Here is a 20,292-nt window from a genome sequence, read left to right as displayed (position 1 = left end):
AGGCTCCGGTTTTCCGGTGCGGTAGTAAGCAAAGAAACATGAAGAATAACCTACTGATTACCAGTTTGATTGCCGCCACCTGTCTGGCGTTGCAACCGGTCGATGCACAGGCGCAAAATGGCAGAAATCCCTTTGTGCCTTATTCGGAAGTGGGGTTGGGACTGGGAACCGCCAGCTATTACGGCGAGATTGCCGGGTATCGCAAACCCCTTAAATCCACATTTTTAATGATGCGCTGGAGTGCCGGAGCCATGTATACCCGACACTTTACCCCCCGGCTGGCCGCGCGTGCCTCGTTTACCTGGGCGCGAATCGCGGGCGACGATTATACGTACAACCGCAAAGACCTCAACTCCGGGATTGTTCAATACGCCCGGAACCTTCATTTTCGCAATGATCTGAAAGAATTTGCCCTCTCCGGGATTTATCAGTTTGTGCCGGACGGTCGCAATCCGAATTACCGTGCTAAGCTGACTCCGTATGTATTTTTGGGTATTGCGGCTGTTGCCCACAGCCCGGAAGCCCGAACCCCGGTTGGTTTCGGCACCACGCCCGACGACACGGAACAGCGCTGGGTAAAACTGCAGCCGCTGGGAACAGAAGGGCAGGGACAAAACGGCGTAAAACCATATTCTCTGGTAACCCTGGCGATTCCGGTGGGCTTCGGGGTGAAATACCGACTGAACGACCGGTTTGGTCTGGCCGGTGAAATTGGATTCCGGTATACGACCAGTGATTACCTGGACGATGCCGGTGGAGCCTATCCGGATCCGACCATTCTGAAGGATGATCTGGCGCGGGTGATGTCCGACCGCCGTTTGGAGCCAACCGCTGCCCGGAAAGGGGGCGACCGCGTTGCTGAATTACAAAAGTATTTGAACACAAACGACCCCATGGGGGTGCTGGCTTCTGATCCTGCTTATTCGACGCGGGGGGCCGACGGGGTTTTCAACGACGGCTACATGACGATTAGCTTTCAGGTACATTACGTTCTGACGCCACGAATTAAATGCCCACCGATCAAATAAAGTACCCTTTGTCTCCCTGTCCGTATCCGTTTCTTCTGATGCCTGATCGCAAGTCAGCCAGCCGTTTTTGGGCGGCTTGCGGTGTTCTTACGGTTTTGAGTCTGGTGATAAGCTTCGGCGCTTCGGCACAATCGACTCCGACCTGGGAAGTGGGAGCGGGGCTGGGCGGGATGATCTACAAGGGTGATCTGGCCCCCAGTCTGATTCCGGCAAACATCCGGCCCGCCGGTAATTTGCTGGTACGCTACAACGTTAGTCAGCCGTTTACGGTGCGGATCAACGCCGGTTTAGGTCAGATTGCCGGGAAAGACAGCCGGTTTAACGATCCGTTCCAACAGGCGCGCGATCTGTCGTTTAAGACTTCGATTCGGGAACTGAACGTGTTGATGGAATACAATTTCCTGAATTATGCCAGCCAGCGGAAGGTGAAAAACTGGACGCCCTACGTATTTGGCGGACTGGGATTGTTCACCTTTAAGCCCAATCCCCAGAGTCCGGGCTATCAGCGAAAGTCGCTCTTCAATTTCCCACTGGGCGTGGGTGTGAAATACGAATTTAAACGACCCTGGAGCCTGGGGCTGGAGTATGGAACCCGGTTTTCCGGTTCCGATTACCTGGACAATTTCGGACCAAACACCTTTAGCGATACCGATAAATTACGGAACGGGAACCCTGATTCAAAGGATACGTACACCTACCTCGGCGTCACGTTGACCTACCGTTTCTACCGGATTACGTGCCCTGAATAACCACATTCGGGACTTTTTGCGTATTTTCGGCCTTCATACGGATCGAATACAACTCGTTATTGTGAAATCAGGATTTTGGGAAACTATGCGGTGGATCGGCGTCCTAAGCGCTTTGTGGATTGGATTGTCAAATTCAGCTTCGTCGCAAACCGTGGCCTGGGCCGGGTCCGACATTCCGCCGGTCGATTCGATGTGTTATCAGTTTCAGCGGCTTTACACCCAGATTCGGGAGGAGAGCGTGCTGCCGGACTCGGCCCGGAAATTCTTTAGTGACATTATGTTTGGCCTGCGCGGCAAATTCCGTACTGCCGAACCCTTCCGGCTCGACAGTGCCCGACGCGACAGCATTCTTCGAACGGCTTATTTTTCATTCCCGCTCCGTAACTACTCCCCCGACGCCATTGGCGGTTCACATGGGGAAGGCTACCGGGCCAGGGGCTTCGATTTATTCGATTACAACGTTCGCGGCAGCCACCCCGCGCAGGACATTTTTATCTCCGACCGCAACCAGGACTGCATCGACGACAACACCGACCGCCCGGCCGATGTGCTGGCGATGACCAGCGGGGTGGTGCTGGCCATCGAAACCGCCTGGACGCCGGGGCAGGAATACCGGGGGGGCAACTGGATCTGGATCTATGACCCCATTCTCGACGGCTTGTGGTATTACGCCCACAACAACGCCATTGTGGTTCGCCCGGGCGACTGGGTACAATCGGGGCAAAAGATTAGCGAAGTAGGCCGCACGGGTTTCAACGCCTACGCAACCCGTTCGCCTACGCATCTGCACATCATGTACCTGCAACTCCAGGCAGATGGACTCCCACAACCCCAAAACCCCTACGCGTGGCTGTTAACCGCCAGGAACTTTAATTAATTAAGAGTTAAGAGTTAAGAATGAAGAATTAAATGGAATGCGTCAGCCAACTCTTAACTCATCACTCTTAACTCATCCCTCATCACTCTTAACCGTTCAATAATACATCGCTTCGTTTCTCCCTTTCATCGGCTGTAAGTAGCTATTCGTCTGGTTGGTATGGCATTACCCGATTCCGCGGGCGGTGGTGATTAATTTTGACTCATTAATCACCAACAACATGTACTACTGCCATGAAAAAAAATGTTTTAGCACTTGCTACGCTCCTTGCCGTTGTTAGCTGTAAAGATTCCAACGAGATAAAACCGGAGGATTTAGGCTCTTATCTGATTTACACCAGCCTGTCGGCTTCAAAGTTTGACCAGGTCGAAGTGAAACTGGACGGAAAAACCGTTGGATTGCTCTCCAAACCGTATCTGGCCACGACCCAGCAAAGTGTGCCGCCCTGCGGGTCTGAAACGGCGGGTGTCGTTCTGAACATCAGTCGACCGGTTGGCAGTTACTCGCTCGATGCGGTCGCAACGCTGAATGGCAAGCAGGTGACCAAATGGTCGAGTTCGGTGCGGTTTGAGGTGGGCAGTTGCAAAAGAACCCGCCTGACCTCCGATCTGTAAGCGTCAATCGTGCCTTTCAATGCCTCGTGATACCGCGTACCCATCGTTTTTATCCACACCCGAAAACCAGACAAGCCATACTGCGTAGTGTGGCTTGTCTGGTTTTCGGATAAATCTGAAAAATCATAGGAAGTGATCGGTTCGTTATGAGCGTCCAAAAGCCATTTTCATCGGTTCAGGTTCACTCCCCATTGTGATACCGCGACATCCTTTGTACCTTGATTGTCATCATTCTATTCCATCACAATGCCTGTTTACCTGCTCTTTCAGCGAAACTATGGCCTGATCCGGCTTTTGATCGGATTGGTGAGTTGCGGTTGGACGGGCGTGGGCGTGGCCCAGCAATTTTCCGACCGAACCTACGGCGTCTACGACGGTTTGTCGTACGTCTATGTGTCGGGTTTGTATCAGGACCGCGTCGGCAGAATCTGGATCGGCACGTATTTTGGACTCAATTATTTCAACGGCGTTCCTCCGATTATCAACCAGCGCCAAATTCCGGCCTTGCCGGACGGGGGCGACAATCTGACCGATGCGCCCGACGGAACGGTGTGGGCCTGTGCGGGAAACCGCCTGTTCCGGATGAACGACATCACCACAACAGGACTGACTATCAAGGAATTTTCGGTCAACTACGGCCGGAAGGAACCCCGGCAGCAAGTGGTTTTTATGACCGCCGACCACGAAAACAAGCTGTGGTTTGCCGCCCGAACGGAACCGGGGAATGTTGGCCAGCGGCTGTATTGCTGGGAGAAAGACCGGATGCAGGATGTGACCCGACGGTTTTTTACCAATCCGGAACAACGGTTTCGGGGCATCCTGACCGATTGGCCCAATCGCCGGATTCTGCTGCTGACCGACGATGGCCGGTTGTGGGAAGTGAAGAACAACCGCCTGACCTTGCTGGCCGACCGGCTAGCCTTGACGCAGTTGCTGACCGATCCGGCGGGTCGCCTGTATGCCATGGCTGGTGCGACGGTGTACCGGATTGAAAACCAGGCGGTGAGTAAATTGTATGACGTGCCGGTTCCGGTTTCCGAAGTATCGCTGTGTGCCATTGGCCTCAATGGCGAACTGGCTTTTCAGAAAACGAAGGGTGACCTCGACATCTGCTGGTATGACGGCAAAACGGTGACCAACTCCCACATCAGCTCGTCACCGGCCAACCGGCTGCTGTTCGATCACCGGGGGGATCTTTGGGTCGGCACGGCGCATCATGGGCTGATCAACATCAAAATGAGTGGCTGGCAATATTTTGACAACTCGGAAGGCTGGCTGGAAGAAACCAACAACGTGGCCGAAGACCGGAATGGCGTCATCTGGTTTGGCTCCTGGGGAAAAGGGCTAAGTCGCCTGACTAATAAAGGCATTGTGGCCGACCGGACGTATCGTAAATCGATGCTCGCCGATTATTTTCAGCCCGCAAGTCGGATGGATGCCGACGGAAACATCATTCTGGTGGCCGAACCCAAAAAAGGCGTTTTCCGCTTCGACGGCCGGGATTTCCGTCGGTTGCCGGGTTCCGATACGGCTACGCTGCCGTTGGGTTTTTACGACGATGTCCGTCGAAACCGCTATCTGGTGGTTTCCAACACGGATTTATTCATTTACAACCGCCGGACGCTGGCACTCCTGGACGTGGTGGCGATGCCGCCCGACCAGTATGAAAACATCGAAACCGACCGATTCGGGCGTTTCTGGATTTCCGGTTTAAATAAAACGCTGCTGTGGGATGGTGTTGGCCGATCCTTTCGGCAGCTTACCTCAAAAAACAAGGGGTTACCAGCCAAGACGGTGGCCGAAGTCCGGCGTGATAAACGCGGAAACCTGTGGCTCTCGACGGGGGATGGGCTCTGGTTGCACGATTATAAAACATACCGGCGGATCGCTCCCGGCTTCATCCAGCGAACCATTACCTATTGCCGACCCATGGGGCGTTTCCTGCTGATTGGGACGCTGGAAGGCTTGTTTGTGTTCGATATGGAGCGGTTTTATGAAACGGGCGAAGAGTGGCTCGCGTATTTTGACCGGGAAAACGGATTTCGTGGCAGTCAGTGTATTTTCAATGGTATTCTGCTCGATTCACGCGGACGCCTGTGGGTTGCCACGCGTGACCGCATGATGATGATTTCGGAAAAGCGGCTTTTTCAGTTGTTAAAACCGGTGCCAACCCGGATTCAGGCATTTCGGGATATGAGGTCGGGTCGGGTGGTGGAAACGCAAACGGGCGGAATGGCGTTTAAATCCAGCGAAAATGACCTGGAAGTTCAACTCCGGAAAACCGATGGCACGGATTTACTGGCGAGTACGACATATCAGTACCTCCTGGAACGCCTGGACGGCAACCCAACAACCCCCGAGTGGTCGAAGCCGATCCGTGAAAATTCGTTCACCCTGCAAAACCTGGGCGACGGCTCCTACCGACTGACCCTTCAGGTGTTGCGCGCCGAAGGCCTGTGGAATACCGCACCCATTGCGCAGGAATTTCGCATTGCTCCCCCCTGGTATGCCACCTGGGGGTTTCGAACGCTGGTGATTGTTCTGGTGGTGGGTGCGCTGTTTTACGGGCGGTTGCGGCAGGTGCGGGTGCTGGCGCAACGCCGGTTGAAACAGCTTCAGATTCAGCGACGGGTGGCGCAGCTGGAAGTGGAAGCCGCCAACCGGGAAAAACAGGAGTCGGAAATCCGGCGCCAACTGGCCGAAGCCAGCCGGAAGCGGGCCTTACTGGAGGTGAAAGCCATTACGAATCAGATCGATCCGCATTTTGTCGCCAATTTCCTGACCGCCATTCAGTCGATTACCTACGAGTCGGACCCGGACACGGTGGTGAGTTATCTGGCCAAATTTGGCTCCATTTTCCGGAATCAGTTGATGACCCGCAGCCGGGTTTTCTGGACGCTTCAGGAGGAACTGGAGTTTGTGCGGAATTACCTGGATCTGGAAAAGTTGCGGTTTGGCGACCGGATTCAGTTTACAATCACCGTGTGCGAAGGCATTCCGATGGAGACCAACCTGCCCAAAATGCTGATTCAGGGCTACGTTTCCAACGCCATTAAACACGGGCTGGAACACAAACCCAAAGGCGGAACCGTTTGCATTGAAGTTTGCCAGTCAGCAGGTTGTCTGCGAATCAGGGTGGAAGACGATGGGGTAGGGCTGGTGAAAGCCCGGCAATACCGGCGCCGGAGCACGGGCCGGGGGCTGACCATCAACCAGGCGGTTTTCGACCAGCTTAACCAGTATAACGCATTAAAAAGTTCGCAGCACGTAACCGATTTGACGGCCCCTGAAACCGGGGTTTCAGGGGTTCGGCTGGAAGCCATTTTACCGCTCCACCCGGTTTTGCCTCCGGAAGAACATGCGGCCGACTCTGACGAACGGGTATGATTTCTCTCTTTTAAACGACTCGCTATGAATACATTGATGGTACGATCGGTCATTATTGACGACGAATTGCCGGTCCGGCGAACATTGCGCAGCATGCTCTCCTCCGTGCCGGAAGTATGCGTGGTGGGCGAAGCCGGTAATGTGACGGAGGGACTGGATCTGATTGCGGAACAGAAACCGGACCTGATTTTTCTGGACATCAAGATGCCCATCCGCAGTGGTTTTGAATTGCTGGATGAGCTTACGTTGCAGCAGCAGTTTTACGGCGTCATTTTCATTTCGGGCTATCCCGACGATGCGCTCACGGCGGTTCAAAAAGCCGCCCCGCATCTGCACTCGGATTTCGTGGTAAAGCCCATCGATCCGCTGATATTGAAAGAAAAGGTTCGGCTGTTTTACCACAAGTGGAAAGCCGACAAAGAGCATGAACTTGAGCTGACGGCTCAGCTGGAAAAGGCATTCAGCCAGAACCCGGACTCGGCGGTTTTGCCGGGCCCGCGGTTTCTGACGTTTCAGAATTCGGTGGCGCTCCACCGCATCGAGGTCGCCGACATCATGTACTGCGAATCGGCCAACAAGCAGATCAATGTGTATTGCTCCAGGCAGGAACACCTCAACATCCCGAATCTAACGCTCGATGCGCTCGAAAAACTTTTGCCACCGGATCATTTCATCCGGATCGGGAAAAGCCACATCCTGAACCGGGAAGCCATCAGCTACCTCGAAAAAGGCACCCGGCCCAAATGCCGTCTCGTCCTTGGCCACCGCGTCCGCGAGCTGCTGATTTATGCGAGTAATGTCTGGAAAGTTGAGGAAAGCTATTCTTTGTAAGGAACGAACACGGAATATTGAATAACATTGAAAATTGAATATCGAACACTGAATATTGAATAGCGAATATCGAAGTACGGTGCAGGCATGATTTCGATATTCGTTATTCAATATTCAGTGTTCGATATTGGTAATTATTGCCCCAAAAGAATCTTATTCGTCATTTCCTTGTCGATCGTGATGTAACCGGGATAGTTGACTTTCTTATTCCCCAGCGCGAGGGTCGGCTTGATTTTGATCGTCAGTGTCGATGGTTTGGCGCTGTTCGATCCGCTCATGTTCCGGACCAGGTCCGTGAATGCATCGCGGGTTTTTTCGTCGGTCATCAGTTTGTAGGCATTGGCGTTCAGTTTGATCGGAACGCGCGTCGAGCCGCCACCGGGGGCTACTTCAATGCGCTGGTTGACAAAACCGTTGAACAGTTCCTGTTCAGCCAGCATGATTTTATACTCTAACTGGTCGATAGCCGCCGTTTTGTTGGTCGGGTTGGTGATGTCGATGTTGATGCGGGCGCTCAGCGGAATGCTTTTGGTCATGAATCCCGTGGCCAGTTGCGGATACTTCATGGGATTCAGATCTTCCAGGTTTTTCAGTTTCCGAATGTCGATGCCGGACAGGTAAACGCTGTCGGCCGATGTGATATTGAATTTGCAATCGCCCAGGGCTTTGGCCTGCGTAATCTGGCGGTTGACGCTGCATTGGCTGAAGGTCAGTGCGAAGGCAGAAATGGCTACGAAAAACAACAATTTTCTCATGTACTTGCTATGCTTGATGGATGTTCCCTTTAGATAGACGAAAAAGGGATTGGTTTAGTTTTAAAAATGCGAATTCACGATCATTTTTACCGCTATTCGTAAACACAAAATTTTGCTGTCCATTGTTTTGTAGGTATATTTATACGTTAGGCTGAACGGGGCTAGGAAATGACCCGAAAAATTTGTATTTTTACTATTCGAAATCGTCCTTTTAACCGCATTTCTTATAACAATTCCGTAAAACGGATCTATACTGATTGCATTCTATGACAAACGAATTAATTGAAGCCGACATCACACCCGAAGAACGTTCCAGAGGTAATTACGATGCAGACAATATCCAGGTCCTGGAAGGTCTTGAAGCCGTTCGGAAAAGACCGGCCATGTACATCGGCGATGTTGGTATCAAAGGCTTGCACCACCTGATCTGGGAAGTTGTTGATAACTCCATCGACGAAGCTTTAGCTGGTTATTGTGATACCATTCAGGTTACGATTAACGAAGATAATTCGATTACGGTGAAAGATAACGGCCGGGGTATTCCGACCGGAATGCAGACTAAATTGGGCAAATCAGCCCTTGAAGTGGTCATGACCGTGCTTCACGCCGGGGGTAAGTTTGACAAGGATACGTACAAAGTGTCGGGTGGTTTGCACGGCGTGGGGGTTTCCTGCGTAAATGCACTCTCGACGTTTTTGCACGTTGAAGTACACCGCGAAGGCAAAGTCTTCGAGCAGGAATACCACATCGGGCAGCCGGTTTATCCCGTTCGGGAGATCGGCACGGCAACGGATACCGGTACAACGGTGCGCTTCAAACCCGATGATTCGATTTTTACCGAAAGTGTTTACAAGTACGATACCGTGGCCGGTCGTTTGCGCGAGCTGGCTTTCCTCAACAAACGCATCCGCATTACCCTGACGGATTTACGCGATGTCAACGAGCAGGGCGAACCGCTGAATACCGAATTCTATTCGGAAGGCGGTCTGACCGAGTTCGTGAAGTATGTGGATGAAAGCCGTCCCTCTCTGGAAGGCATGTCGCCCATTTACATGGAGCGGGAGACCGGTACCACGCCCGTTCAGGTGGCCATGGTATACAACATGGAAGCAGGTGAAAACATCTCTTCCTACGTCAATAACATCAACACGATCGAAGGCGGCACACACGTGCAGGGATTCCGGACCGCCTTGACCCGAATTCTGAAAGGGTATGCCGAGCGCAATGCGCATTTGCTGGGGAAAAACTCCGGCAAAGTAACTTTCGATGGCAGTGACTTCCGCAAAGGCCTAACCGCCGTTATTTCGGTGAAAGTGGCTGAGCCGCAGTTTGAAGGCCAGACCAAGACCAAGCTGGGCAACAGCGATGTGGTTGGAGCCGTTAGCTCGACGGTGGCTGAAATGCTCGAAATGTGGCTGGAGGAACACCCGAAAGAAGCTTCTTCGATCGTTCGGAAGGTGTTGATTTCGGCACAGGCCCGGATTGCCGCCGATCTGGCCTATAAACGCATCATGACCGACCGCAAGGACTTCATGAGCGGGATGGGCCTGCCGGGTAAACTGGCCGACTGTTCGGACACCAACCCGGAGAATTGCGAAATCTACCTGGTGGAAGGGGATTCGGCCGGCGGTTCTGCCAAACAGGGCCGTAACCGTGCCTTCCAGGCCATTCTGCCGTTGCGGGGGAAAATCCTGAACGTGGAGAAAGCCCTGGAACACAAGATTTACGAAAACGAAGAAATCAAGAACATCATTACGGCGCTTGGGATTCGCTACGAACGCGTCAATGGCGAAACCGTGATGAACCTGGAGAAACTCCGGTATCATAAGGTGATCATCATGACCGATGCCGACGTCGATGGCAGCCACATCCGGACGCTGATTCTGACTCTGTTTTTCCGCCACATGCGCTCGCTGATCGACAATGCGTTTCTGTACATCGCCCAGCCGCCGTTTTACCTGGTCAAAAAAGGCAAGGAAGAACGGTATTGCTGGACGGAGCAACAACGCGAAGCCGCTATTCGGGAACTGGCCGGATCGGGTCGTGAGGAGAACGTAAACGTGCAGCGGTACAAAGGTCTGGGAGAAATGAATCCGGAACAGTTGTGGAGCACGACGATGGACCCCGAGAAACGAAGCCTCAAGCGGGTGACGATCGAGTCGGCCGCCGAAGCCGACCACGTCTTTTCGACCCTGATGGGCGATGAGGTGGCCCCCCGCCGGGAATTCATTGAGCGAAACGCCAAATATGCAAAAGTAGACGTGTAAGACAAAGCGGGCGAATAGCCCGCTTTTTTTTGGTCAGTTTGGAGAAGGTCCTCCAAAGCAGAAGCCTCCGGGAAACCCCTGATGGTGAAAACCTTCACCCGCAGAAACACGGAATTCTCTGTTTTTAGGGTCGGTTAGAAAAATAACGGATCAGATCGGGCAGACTTTCAATAAACCAATGGATGCTAAAATAAACCAGAATTACTGAAAGAAAACGCCAAGGTATTTTCGATTTTAGCCACATAGTACGGAAGGATTTGTTTTGTTATTTCTTGGGATTACGGTCCTGTAAAAGGATTGTAGAGTTTACTCGTAATCTGCCGGATGTTGTTGGCAATAGTTGAATTATAAAGATGATTTAAAAGGCAATTGCCAGGTGTTATCTCCGGGGTGTGGTGTTGACGTGATCAGCGTATCGGATCAGATCGTTTCTTAGTGCTTAGGATACTAGCCTGCAGGAAAACCGGTTTTTTCTAGAATGTATAAGCCCTGCATTTCGTTTTCAGTCAGGCGATTGCGCAGAAAAAAAGGCTGTCCGGCGTTAAAATGGAATAAAAATAACTTTCCGGGTATTCACATGAAGGTTTAAACGTCACCAGTCTGTGAACGACTTGTTGGTAGAATTCAATTTTAGAACGATTCGTTTTTCTTTTTATTGTAGATCAGATTTGTTGCAGGATGGATCAATAAACTATCTACCAGTTAGACAATATCATTTCAATCTTTCTTTAGTAGAAAGGCAAGTAGGATCTTAATAAAACAGACCGTTTTTTAGATTAGCAGTTAAAAGGAACCAGCGAGCCAGTTCTTTTTTTAATTTACATTATACAATTCTTGTACCAAAAATTCTAAAAAAATCGGAGAAATCATACTATAGATAAATTATTTTTGCATGTGCAATAATCGGGCGGTTGCAATGCCTTTGGGTGTATACCGGGAAATGCTGAGTTCCTGCTGTTTTACTATTTTTTTCGAGTAAATGATCCTTCTGGTACAGATTCTGTTTGTATGAACTGCCAGGGAGGTGCCGTAAACTAAAAAGTAGCGTACGAAGTTGTCATACTATGCGTTAATTGAATACAATAAAGTTCATCCCTACCTATGACCAGCAAAATTTCTTCACAAAAAGATACTATAGAAAGGAAGGGTTCTTTCGGGAATCTTTTCTCGTTTTTCTCGGGCCGTAAAGTAACTTTACCATCTGATTCGGAAGACGGTAAGGCTATGAAAATAAACGAAAAACTGGCGAATGTCATCGACCAGAGTAACTACATCAGCCGTGACCTGAGCTGGCTGAAATTCAACGACCGGGTATTGGATCAGGCCCGCACGCCAGAACGTCACCTGCTCGACCGACTCAAGTTTCTGGCCATTACGGCGTCGAACCTGGACGAATTTTTTACCATTCGCATCGGGAGTCTCTATAACTACCTCGACTACGGAAAAGAGCGCGTCGACTACTCCGGTTTGCGGGAAATTCCCTTCCGAAAAGCCCTGATGACGGCGGCACAGCAGTTCAGCCGCGACCAGCGTGCGGTTTTTGATGAATTGAAAGCGTCATTCAAGGACATCGACTTTCGGTTTGTCGGACTGAATGACCTTACCGACGAGGAGCGGGTGAAAGCGGTCGATTATTTCGACCGGACCATTTATCCCATGCTGACGCCGATGGTTTATGACTATACGCATACGTTTCCGATGTTGCTGGCGAAAGTGTTGATTTTCAGCGTTGTTACCCAGGATCCCAGCCGTCCGGTGAAAGCCGGGGAGGATGACGAAAACCAGCGGTTGTCGTTCGTTCAGATTCCCGCCAATCTGCCCCGTTTCATGCCGTTTGAGCGCAAAGACGAAACGTGTTTTCTGCCGATTGAAGAAATTATCCGTCAGGAAATTAAGAAGTTATACCGAAATGTGGAGATCGACTCGGTTAATCTAATGCGGATAACGCGAAACGGTGATTTTACGCTGGAAGAGAGCGACGACATCGAGAACGACTTTATCGACGAAATCAAGCAGAAAATCAAAAACCGCCGGCTGGGTCGCGTGGTTCGCGTTGAAATCGAACCCAATGCGTCGGAATGGATGGTGAATCTGTTGAAAAAGCGTTGGGAAATTGATGATTACAACCTGTTTGAAAATGCGCAACTGATTGATTACACCAGCCTTTGGCAAGTCGTTCGGCATCCGGAATTTCGTGATGAGCTGCCTGCGCCCCCGGCCCCCGTACCGGCGTTGGGAATGCGCCGGGAGAAAAATACGGACATTTTCGAGCTGATGAAAGAACGGGATATCCTGCTCCATCATCCCTATAACAACTTCGAGCCGGTGATGTCGTTGCTGGAACAGGCCGCCGAAGATCCGAATGTGTTGGCCATCAAGCTCACGATTTATCGCCTGGCCAAACGGTCGCGGATCACGGAAGCCTTGCTGAAAGCCGCCGAAAACGGCAAACACGTTTCGGTTTTGTTTGAAGTAAAAGCCCGTTTCGACGAAGAAAACAACATTCGGGAAGCCCAGCGGCTGCAAAAAGCCGGGTGCTTTGTGATTTACGGGATTAGCAGTTATAAAACGCACACGAAACTGCTGCTGGTGGTTCGGAGTGAAGGTTCGCGTGTGGTGCGGTATGCCCACCTGTCGAGTGGAAACTACAACGAAGAGACATCGAAACTCTATACCGACATTGGCCTGTTGACCACCGACGAGGTATATACGCACGATATTTCCGAATTCTTTAATGTTATTACCGGACATTCGCTGCCCAACGATTACCAGTATTTGATTACCGCCCCGCGCGATATGCGGAAGCAACTGGTCAAGCTCATCCGGGCCGAATCCGAAAACGCCAGAGCGGGGTTACCGAGCGGTATTTGTATCAAAATCAACTCCCTGGAAGATCAGGAAGTGATCGATGAACTCTATAAAGCGTCTCAGGCAGGGGTCCCCATTCGGCTTATCGTACGCGGTATTTGCTGCCTGCGACCCCATCGGCAGGGGCTGAGTGAGAACATTACCGTCCGGTCGATTGTCGGCGACTTTCTGGAACATACGCGTCTGTTTTATTTCCATAACAACGACGATCCGAAGATTTACGGCGGCAGTGCCGATGTCATGGTGCGCAGTTTCGACCGGCGCATCGAATCGTTGTTTTTGTTGGTGGACAAACGGGTAAAACAGCAGGCCATTCACCTGCTGGATTACAATCTGCGGGACAATGTCAACGCCTATGAACTTCACGAAGACGGGGTTTACGTACGATGTTGTGCGGATGAAGAAACGGATCCGCTGTTCAACATTCAGAAGAAGTTTTTTGAGGTGACGCAGAAGGAAGTCATGCAGGCGAAATTATTTGTAAATGAAAAACCGGTCGAGCCAGAGCCACCTCAACCGGAAACACAGCCGGAAGCAGAAGTTCAGACGAGTTAATGCGGTTTACGGTATTCCGTTTACGGTTTACGGTGGCTGATGCACATTTCAAACGCGTCAGCCACCGTAAACCGTAAACGGAATACCGTAAATTAATATCTACAAAATTCCGGAGAGGCTATCTCGAACGCCAGTGTGTTGTGGTCGGGCACAAAACGGTTTTTCTCCAGCGGCCAGCTTGCTCCGCCATCGGTACTAACCCGAATATCATACGGTTTATTGACCTGTAGCTTATAGGACACCGTTCTGGTGCTTTTTCGATCCAGGGTAACCAGGTCGCGCCAATCCCGTTTCCCGGCGTCACTGTATTGCAAACGAATCCGGGCGGGCAATTTGGATTCGTCCAGTTTGGTGGGTGGTGGACACGCAAAATTAAAGCTTACCGTAATAGGGGGTGGAACCGCTAATTTTTGCAAATCCAGTACCTGCGGGGTTCGGTTGCAGGTTTGCTGGGGCGGGGTCTCCAGCACAGGCTGGCCCGGATTTCCAGTACTGTACGCATCGTTGTAAGCAAAGACCTGCAACCGGACTTTGCGGTTCTGTAAAAGATTCGTCAGAACGATGCGGCTGCCGTTGTTCAAGGGCGTATAAAATGAGTTCAGTTCCTGCCGCGTATCGGCATCGACCACCTTGCAGAGGTACTGGATGTCAACCTGATTCAGTTTACTACTAACTGCAAAAATAGGGCCCTCGTCACAAACCGCCTGGGTCCAGCCAGCCACCCACAGAGCCGGATGCGCGATCGAAAGGGTACACTCCGGTTGTCCGGTGGAGGCATTGCGGGTAACCAGCCCCGGTTTTTCCTGCTGCCAGAGCTGAGTGACCCGATCATAGCGATACAAAGGAATTTCGTCGCCCGGCTGTAGAGGTCGGCCCAAGGCGGGGTTGATGGTGGCCGGATTGAGCGTCATGACACAGGAAACCGGTTTCGAAACCTGTTGAACCAGTTGAAATTGGTCATCGTGGAATTCCAGCGAAAAAGCCCCCGCAATCTGGCTGAGTTGCAAAGATCCCAGCTTTTCTCCGCCAGCAGTGGTAACCGACGACATAATCGAACCCGTCGGCAGAAAATCGGCGGGGTTGTTACCCCGGTTTTCGATGTGGAGCAGAGCCGCCGTCAAGGGGCCACTCAAGTTTGTTCCGGTGGCCATCCTGAATTCAGTACCGGGTTCGATCCAAGCCGTTACATTGTCTTTTTTCTGGTTGATAACGGGCGTCTTGATGGCAAAGCCAGCCACAAGCGGTAATTCGATTGCGTCTACCTGCGTTGCCGACAGGTAGGTGGGCGGATCACTTAGTTTTAGCCACTTTGGTGACAGGCTGTGTCGGCCCGTGTCGGCCATTTCAACCGGCTGGACAATGTCCAGATACCCCGCTGATTTAGCGGCAACAACAAAGCTGAGCGGATCGTTTTTCGAATACATGGCCTCGGGTGAAGCCGCCAGAATCAACACGCCATCCGCATTCACTTTGTAATTCGTCGTATTGAGGGTTGTTACAATTTTGTCGGCATCGGCTCCGGCTACCACAAGCTCAATCTCTTTTGGCAATGGGCCTTTCAAACTTCGGAACCGGAGCTCAACGATCCCGTTTTCAATAGGGTCTTTAAATCCAATTCCCACATCATCCAGCGGATTCTGGCAGGCATTGCTGAGAAATAGCAAAGTTGACAGAAAAAAAGGAAGCACTGTCTTTTTCATATATATCTATTAATTATTAAAATTATTCAATTTAAGTAACTGATAGTCAGTAATAATAGAATAACAATTTTACTGTAATTTTGTCTGATAAATAACAAAATAAAAGAAATTGATACCGGGGTGGAGGATGCTGAGCCTCGGGAGAACTACGCTAGTCGGGATCAGGAAATAAACCGTTGTCTGGCGAGAAAACCGGCAAATTCGCATTCGGGACCGGTCATTCCTTCTTATCTTCACAAGTTTTTTGTAAACTACCGTACACGTCAACTAACCAGCGTATTGAATGAGCCGTTTTACCGGACTGATCGGCATCGTATTGATTTTGGGCATCGCCTATGCCATGTCAAATAACCGCAAAGCAATTAACTATCGAACTGTGGGAGTCGGGTTGTTACTCCAGTTTGGATTGGCGGTTTTTATTCTGAAAACGGACATCGGCCAGCAGATTTTCCAGACATTGGGACAGTTTGTCGACCGGCTTTTACAGAAATCCGTCAAGGGCGCTGAATTTGTTTTTTCTCCGTTGGTCAACCGTGAACTGCTCAGCAAAGCGTTCGGTCCCGAAAACGGCTTCATTTTCTTCTTTCAGGTTATTCCGACCATCATTTTCGTAGCGGTTCTGGTCAATATCTTCTACCACCTGGGCATCATGCAGCGGGTGGTGGCGGTGCTGGCGCGGGTGATGAAATGGTTGATGGGCGTCAGTGGTGCCGAAGCTCTGTCCAATGTGTCGAGTACATTTGTCGGACAGGTCGAAGCACAGATCATGATCAAGCCGTATCTGAAAACCATGACGCAATCGGAATTGCTGGCATCGATGACGGGCAGTTTTGCCTGCATTGCGGGGGGCGTCCTGGCGGTGTATATTTCGCTGGGCGTACCGGCACCGTATCTGCTGGCCGCCAGTTTGATGGCCGCTCCGGGTGCGCTGGTGATCAGCAAAATCGTTTTTCCCGAAACCGAAGTCTCGGAAACGGAAGGCATTGTGAAGCTGGAAATCAAAAAAAGCCACGCTAACCTGCTCGATGCCATTGCCTCCGGCGCGGCTGAAGGGTTGAAAGTGGGTTTCAACGTGATTGCGATGCTAATCGGTTTCATCGCTCTGATGGCCTTGCTCGACAGCATTCTGTTCCGGATCGGCTATTACATTTTTGGATTTCCGAACCTGAGCCTCAACTTTCTGCTGGGCCATGTCTTTTCCATCTTTGCCTGGGCCATGGGCGTTCCGTCGAAGGATATTCAGGCTGCGGGCTCGTTGATGGGCACCAAGATGGTGGTGAATGAATTTGTGGCGTATCTTGACCTGGTGAAAATCAAAAGTACGCTCGATCCAAAAACCATTGCCATCACCAGCTTTGCACTCTGCGGTTTTGCCAATTTTTCGTCGATTGCCATTCAGGTGGGCGGTATCGGTGAACTGGCGCCCTCGCGCCGGAGCGATCTGGCCAAACTGGGTTTCAAAGCCCTGATCTGCGGAACGCTGGCGTCGTATATGTCTGCGACCCTCGCCGGATTGCTGCTCTAAAATAAAACCGCTGCAGGACGGCAGGATTTGACTGAAATTCTATAATTTCAGCAAGATTTTCTTGTCCTATTAGTGGCCTTTACCGGCCTTCCTATCCCTTTTGTGATGATTGCCACGAAACTGATCCCCCGCACGGCTTCGGCTCAGGAGCAACCGCTTCTGGTAAAAACAATATTGGGGCAGTCGCTCAAATACGAGCCGCAGCGGGAAATTGTTTACCGCGACCTGTTCCGTATGAATTACGTGGACTTCAACCAGCGGGTTCGTCGCCTGGCCAATTTGCTGACTTCCAGCGGGGTGAAGCCGGGCGATACGGTAGCGGTTTTCGATTGGGATAGTCACCGGTATCTGGAATGTTTTTTTGCCATTCCGTGCCTGGGCGCCATTCTGCACACGATCAACGTGCGGTTGTCTCCCGCGCAGATTCTGTATTGCATGAACCACGCGGAAGACAAGGTAGTGGTGATTCATGAAGACTTCCTGCCTCTGCTTGATGCGATCAAAAGCCAGCTCACGACAGTGGAAACGTTCATTCTGGTGAGCGACAAAGTGTATCAGAATCAGGGGGTTGTGATGCCGGACGGTTTTGTCGGCGAATACGAAAGTCTGCTGAAAACCGCTTCAGACCAGTACGATTTCCCGGATTTTGACGAAAATACCTGGGCTACGACGTTTTATACCACCGGCACCACGGGCAACCCCAAAGGTGTTTATTTTTCGCACCGGCAGTTGTTCATGCACACGATGGGGCTGGTAACGTATATCTGCGGGTATGAAGCCGTCGCGTTTCATTCGACCCATGATGTATACATGCCCATCACGCCCCTGTTTCACGTCCACGCCTGGGGTTTTCCGCTTCTGGCAACGATGCTGTCGGCGCGGCAGGTGTATCCGGGGCGATACGAGCCCGAAATGCTTCTGACATTACTCCTGAAAGAAAAAGTAACCCTCTCGCATTGTGTTCCAACGATTCTGACGATGCTGGTGAATAGCCCGGTTGCCAGACAGGTGGATTTGAGTCGCTGGAAGGTCATCATCGGCGGCTCGGCGCTGACGAAAGGGCTGGCAAAAGCCGCCCTGGAACTGGGCATTCAGGTCTATGCAGGGTATGGATTGTCCGAAACCGCTCCGATTCTGTCGCTCACCTACCTGAATGACACCGAACGTGCGTTGCCCATCGACGAGCAGGTGGAGTTTCGGACGCGGGCCGGTCGCATCGCGCCCTTTATCGACATCCAGTTGCAGGACGATGAGGGACAGCCGGTTCCGCACGACGGCCATTCGCTGGGCGAACTGACAGCGCGGGGCTCCTGGCTTACGCAGGGCTATTACAAGGAAACCGATCGGGGAGAGGAACTCTGGCACAACGGCTGGCTCCACACGGGTGATGTGGCCGCCATTACGCCCGATAACTGGGTGATCATTGCCGATCGCACCAAGGACGTCATCAAGTCCGGTGGGGAGTGGGTTTCGTCGCTGGCCATTGAAAACTGCCTGTCGCAAATCGAAGGCGTGGGCGAGTCGGCGGTGGTCGGGTTCCCGGACGAAAAATGGGGCGAACGCCCGCACGCGCTGGTGGTGCTAAAACCGGAGTATGTAGGCAAAGTAACGTCTGAAACGATCAAAACCGCCTTGCAGGGTCAGATTTCGAGCGGGGACATTAACAAGTGGTATGTGCCGGATCGCATTGTGCTGGTCAGTGAAATTCCGAAAACCAGCGTTGGCAAAATCGATAAGAAGAAAATCCGGGCCGAGATGAAAGGACTGATCTTCTCCTGAAAAGGACGCTTCCGGAGCAAAAAAATCCTGTTCGCTACCGTTCCGTGTTCGGACTCAATGAGTGCATCATTTTTAAAAGCTCATTGACGGTTTTCCAGTTTCGGGTCGTGGCCGTTACCTTGAGCTTGTTTTCAAAAAAGGTATTGCTCAGTTTGGTGTTGCCATAACCGCCCGGGCAATACACGTATAGTTCTTTTCCAGAGAGGAAAAACCGGTCGGTGCCAACGGCCAACTCTTTTAGTTTGTCACGATTCAAAGTGTCGGGCACATCCGCTAGAAACGTGACATGAAGCTTGTCGAGATCGGTGTGGTCTTCCTGTAAAAAAGGATTGTGTGCAACGATGCCGGTCAGCTCGTTCAGCGACCGGATCAAAACCGGCACCTGAAAGCCAAATGTTTCAACAATTTTCTTCTCAATCTGTTTTCTCAGTTGCTCCTCATCGGCAGCGGAATGCGTGAAAACGACGTTACCGCTTTGAACGTACGTTTTGACCTGCTGGCAATTCAATTCCTCGACCAAGTGCTTCAACTCGTTCATTGGGACTCTTTTTTGACCACTGACATTGATGCCACGGAGAATAGCAAGGGCGGTTTTCATACGGCAAGACTCATCAGATGCGAATAGTAAGTACCCGGGAAAAATCAGGAGGCATTTTATGAAAAGTAAGTCAGGATTCAAAAGCCAACGTATACGAGTCGAACTCTTTTCTCGCTTCTGCGTTTATTTTTAAAGAGAATCCTCAAAATCGCAATACAGGCTGTTGCAAAGGGTGAAAACCACGGGTATTAAATTGTAATGATCGGAGAAAAAGCAGTAACTATTTGCAAATTTGGCCGATTTTAAGAATAATAGTTGTATATTTCCGATATATGTGCTTAATTTTGAAACGATTAAGAATACAACATTCAAATGAGTAAACGGAGAAAAAACTTCTTTCTGCACCGGTTATTCTGCTGGCTAATGGCGCTGCACATCATCAACATTAGTGTTGATGTGCCCGAGCACTTTTCGCCCAGGATGCTTCATGGTGCCCAAAAAGAAGACTTATCCGTTAACCGAATTGAAAGCATCGGTGAATTGGTTCTGGAAAATTGGCTGGGCATTATCGATGCCGTTCCGGAGCAGGATGATGCCAAAGAAGAGTCCGACGTTGCCAATATTGAACACGATTATTTCTCTGCCCCTCTTTTCTCTTTTTCCTTAAAGCCCGTTTACTGGCACCTGGCTGCCCGCCCCGTTGGACTAACGTTCATTCGTGTATTCTCGCATGTCCAGGAAATAAACTCCCCGCCACCTCAAGCTTAAGGGGTAGTTCCGCTCAGGTGGAGCGTTTTTCAATCGAGTACGACAACATCC

Annotated in this window: 14 protein-coding genes; 11 read left to right on the top strand and 3 right to left on the bottom strand. The window is 51.1% G+C overall.

From position 1 onward, the window contains the following. Positions 1 to 38 precede the first annotated feature (38 nt). From F0P93_RS08600 to F0P93_RS08575, 6 genes are all read left to right on the top strand, one after another. Complete coding sequence (locus tag F0P93_RS08600; protein ID WP_150875982.1) at positions 39 to 1,028, top strand: DUF6089 family protein; 990 nt, start codon at positions 39 to 41, stop codon at positions 1,026 to 1,028. 38 nt (positions 1,029 to 1,066) lie between these two features. Continuing rightward, positions 1,067 to 1,777, top strand: coding sequence for a type IX secretion system protein PorG (porG, locus tag F0P93_RS08595; protein ID WP_150875981.1), 711 nt, complete (start codon positions 1,067 to 1,069; stop codon positions 1,775 to 1,777). A gap of 85 nt (positions 1,778 to 1,862) precedes the next feature. Continuing rightward, positions 1,863 to 2,654, top strand: a complete 792-nt coding sequence (locus F0P93_RS08590; RefSeq protein WP_150875980.1) for a M23 family metallopeptidase — start codon at positions 1,863 to 1,865, stop codon at positions 2,652 to 2,654. A 233-nt stretch (positions 2,655 to 2,887) separates the two neighbouring features. Further along, positions 2,888 to 3,268, top strand: a complete 381-nt coding sequence (locus F0P93_RS08585) for a hypothetical protein (protein WP_150875979.1) — start codon at positions 2,888 to 2,890, stop codon at positions 3,266 to 3,268. 246 nt (positions 3,269 to 3,514) lie between these two features. Then, positions 3,515 to 6,655 (top strand): sensor histidine kinase, encoded by a 3,141-nt coding sequence (locus tag F0P93_RS08580; RefSeq protein WP_150875978.1) that lies wholly within the window; start codon positions 3,515 to 3,517, stop codon positions 6,653 to 6,655. Between the two features lie 24 nt (positions 6,656 to 6,679). Continuing rightward, positions 6,680 to 7,486 (top strand): LytR/AlgR family response regulator transcription factor, encoded by an 807-nt coding sequence (locus tag F0P93_RS08575; protein ID WP_150875977.1) that lies wholly within the window; start codon positions 6,680 to 6,682, stop codon positions 7,484 to 7,486. Positions 7,487 to 7,620: 134 nt separating this feature from the next. Here F0P93_RS08575 and F0P93_RS08570 read toward each other — a convergent pair whose 3' ends face one another. After that, positions 7,621 to 8,241, bottom strand: coding sequence for a hypothetical protein (locus F0P93_RS08570; protein WP_150875976.1), 621 nt, complete (start codon positions 8,239 to 8,241; stop codon positions 7,621 to 7,623). Positions 8,242 to 8,507: 266 nt separating this feature from the next. Here F0P93_RS08570 and gyrB point away from each other — a divergent pair, with 266 nt between their 5' ends. Continuing rightward, a complete protein-coding gene (gene gyrB, locus F0P93_RS08565; RefSeq protein ID WP_150875975.1) occupies positions 8,508 to 10,508 on the top strand; it encodes a DNA topoisomerase (ATP-hydrolyzing) subunit B in 2,001 nt (666 codons plus the stop codon). Positions 10,509 to 11,732: 1,224 nt separating this feature from the next. Beyond that, positions 11,733 to 13,931 carry a polyphosphate kinase 1 gene (ppk1, locus tag F0P93_RS08560; protein ID WP_225309415.1) on the top strand — a complete coding sequence of 733 codons (2,199 nt, stop codon included), beginning with the start codon at positions 11,733 to 11,735 and terminating at the stop codon, positions 13,929 to 13,931. 92 nt (positions 13,932 to 14,023) lie between these two features. On the opposite strand, the gene F0P93_RS08555 is transcribed toward ppk1, so the two are convergent. After that, positions 14,024 to 15,631, bottom strand: a complete 1,608-nt coding sequence (locus F0P93_RS08555) for a hypothetical protein (protein WP_150875973.1) — start codon at positions 15,629 to 15,631, stop codon at positions 14,024 to 14,026. Between the two features lie 283 nt (positions 15,632 to 15,914). On the opposite strand from F0P93_RS08555, the gene F0P93_RS08550 reads away from it, so the two are divergent. Both F0P93_RS08550 and F0P93_RS08545 read left to right on the top strand, forming a co-directional pair. Further along, a complete protein-coding gene (locus F0P93_RS08550) occupies positions 15,915 to 17,156 on the top strand; it encodes a NupC/NupG family nucleoside CNT transporter (RefSeq protein WP_150875972.1) in 1,242 nt (413 codons plus the stop codon). A 105-nt stretch (positions 17,157 to 17,261) separates the two neighbouring features. Then, the gene (locus F0P93_RS08545) at positions 17,262 to 18,935 is read left to right on the top strand and encodes a fatty acid--CoA ligase (protein WP_150875971.1); all 1,674 of its coding nucleotides are present in this window, start codon (positions 17,262 to 17,264) and stop codon (positions 18,933 to 18,935) included. Positions 18,936 to 18,969: 34 nt separating this feature from the next. Here the strand turns inward: F0P93_RS08545 and F0P93_RS08540 are convergent, their stop codons facing one another. After that, positions 18,970 to 19,533 carry a DUF1697 domain-containing protein gene (locus tag F0P93_RS08540; protein ID WP_150875970.1) on the bottom strand — a complete coding sequence of 188 codons (564 nt, stop codon included), beginning with the start codon at positions 19,531 to 19,533 and terminating at the stop codon, positions 18,970 to 18,972. 363 nt (positions 19,534 to 19,896) lie between these two features. On the opposite strand from F0P93_RS08540, the gene F0P93_RS08535 reads away from it, so the two are divergent. Next, positions 19,897 to 20,241 carry a hypothetical protein gene (locus tag F0P93_RS08535; protein ID WP_150875969.1) on the top strand — a complete coding sequence of 115 codons (345 nt, stop codon included), beginning with the start codon at positions 19,897 to 19,899 and terminating at the stop codon, positions 20,239 to 20,241. Positions 20,242 to 20,292 lie beyond the last annotated feature (51 nt).

This window comes from Larkinella humicola (assembly GCF_008727875.1).
GTDB classification, from domain to species: domain Bacteria; phylum Bacteroidota; class Bacteroidia; order Cytophagales; family Spirosomataceae; genus Larkinella; species Larkinella humicola.
The sequence above is the reverse complement of the archived record's forward strand: the minus strand, read 5'-3'. Positions and strand labels throughout refer to the sequence as shown.

Bases quoted from the DNA above. Each gene is read 5' to 3' on its own strand.
- F0P93_RS08600 (WP_150875982.1), top strand. From the start codon at position 39: ATGAAGAATAACCTACTGATTACCAGTTTGATTGCCGCCACCTGTCTG.
- porG (WP_150875981.1), top strand. From the start codon at position 1,067: ATGCCTGATCGCAAGTCAGCCAGCCGTTTTTGGGCGGCTTGCGGTGTT.
- F0P93_RS08590 (WP_150875980.1), top strand. From the start codon at position 1,863: ATGCGGTGGATCGGCGTCCTAAGCGCTTTGTGGATTGGATTGTCAAAT.
- F0P93_RS08585 (WP_150875979.1), top strand. From the start codon at position 2,888: ATGAAAAAAAATGTTTTAGCACTTGCTACGCTCCTTGCCGTTGTTAGC.
- F0P93_RS08580 (WP_150875978.1), top strand. From the start codon at position 3,515: ATGCCTGTTTACCTGCTCTTTCAGCGAAACTATGGCCTGATCCGGCTT.
- F0P93_RS08575 (WP_150875977.1), top strand. From the start codon at position 6,680: ATGAATACATTGATGGTACGATCGGTCATTATTGACGACGAATTGCCG.
- F0P93_RS08570 (WP_150875976.1), bottom strand. From the start codon at position 8,241: ATGAGAAAATTGTTGTTTTTCGTAGCCATTTCTGCCTTCGCACTGACC.
- gyrB (WP_150875975.1), top strand. From the start codon at position 8,508: ATGACAAACGAATTAATTGAAGCCGACATCACACCCGAAGAACGTTCC.
- ppk1 (WP_225309415.1), top strand. From the start codon at position 11,733: ATGAAAATAAACGAAAAACTGGCGAATGTCATCGACCAGAGTAACTAC.
- F0P93_RS08555 (WP_150875973.1), bottom strand. From the start codon at position 15,631: ATGAAAAAGACAGTGCTTCCTTTTTTTCTGTCAACTTTGCTATTTCTC.
- F0P93_RS08550 (WP_150875972.1), top strand. From the start codon at position 15,915: ATGAGCCGTTTTACCGGACTGATCGGCATCGTATTGATTTTGGGCATC.
- F0P93_RS08545 (WP_150875971.1), top strand. From the start codon at position 17,262: ATGATTGCCACGAAACTGATCCCCCGCACGGCTTCGGCTCAGGAGCAA.
- F0P93_RS08540 (WP_150875970.1), bottom strand. From the start codon at position 19,533: ATGAAAACCGCCCTTGCTATTCTCCGTGGCATCAATGTCAGTGGTCAA.
- F0P93_RS08535 (WP_150875969.1), top strand. From the start codon at position 19,897: ATGGCGCTGCACATCATCAACATTAGTGTTGATGTGCCCGAGCACTTT.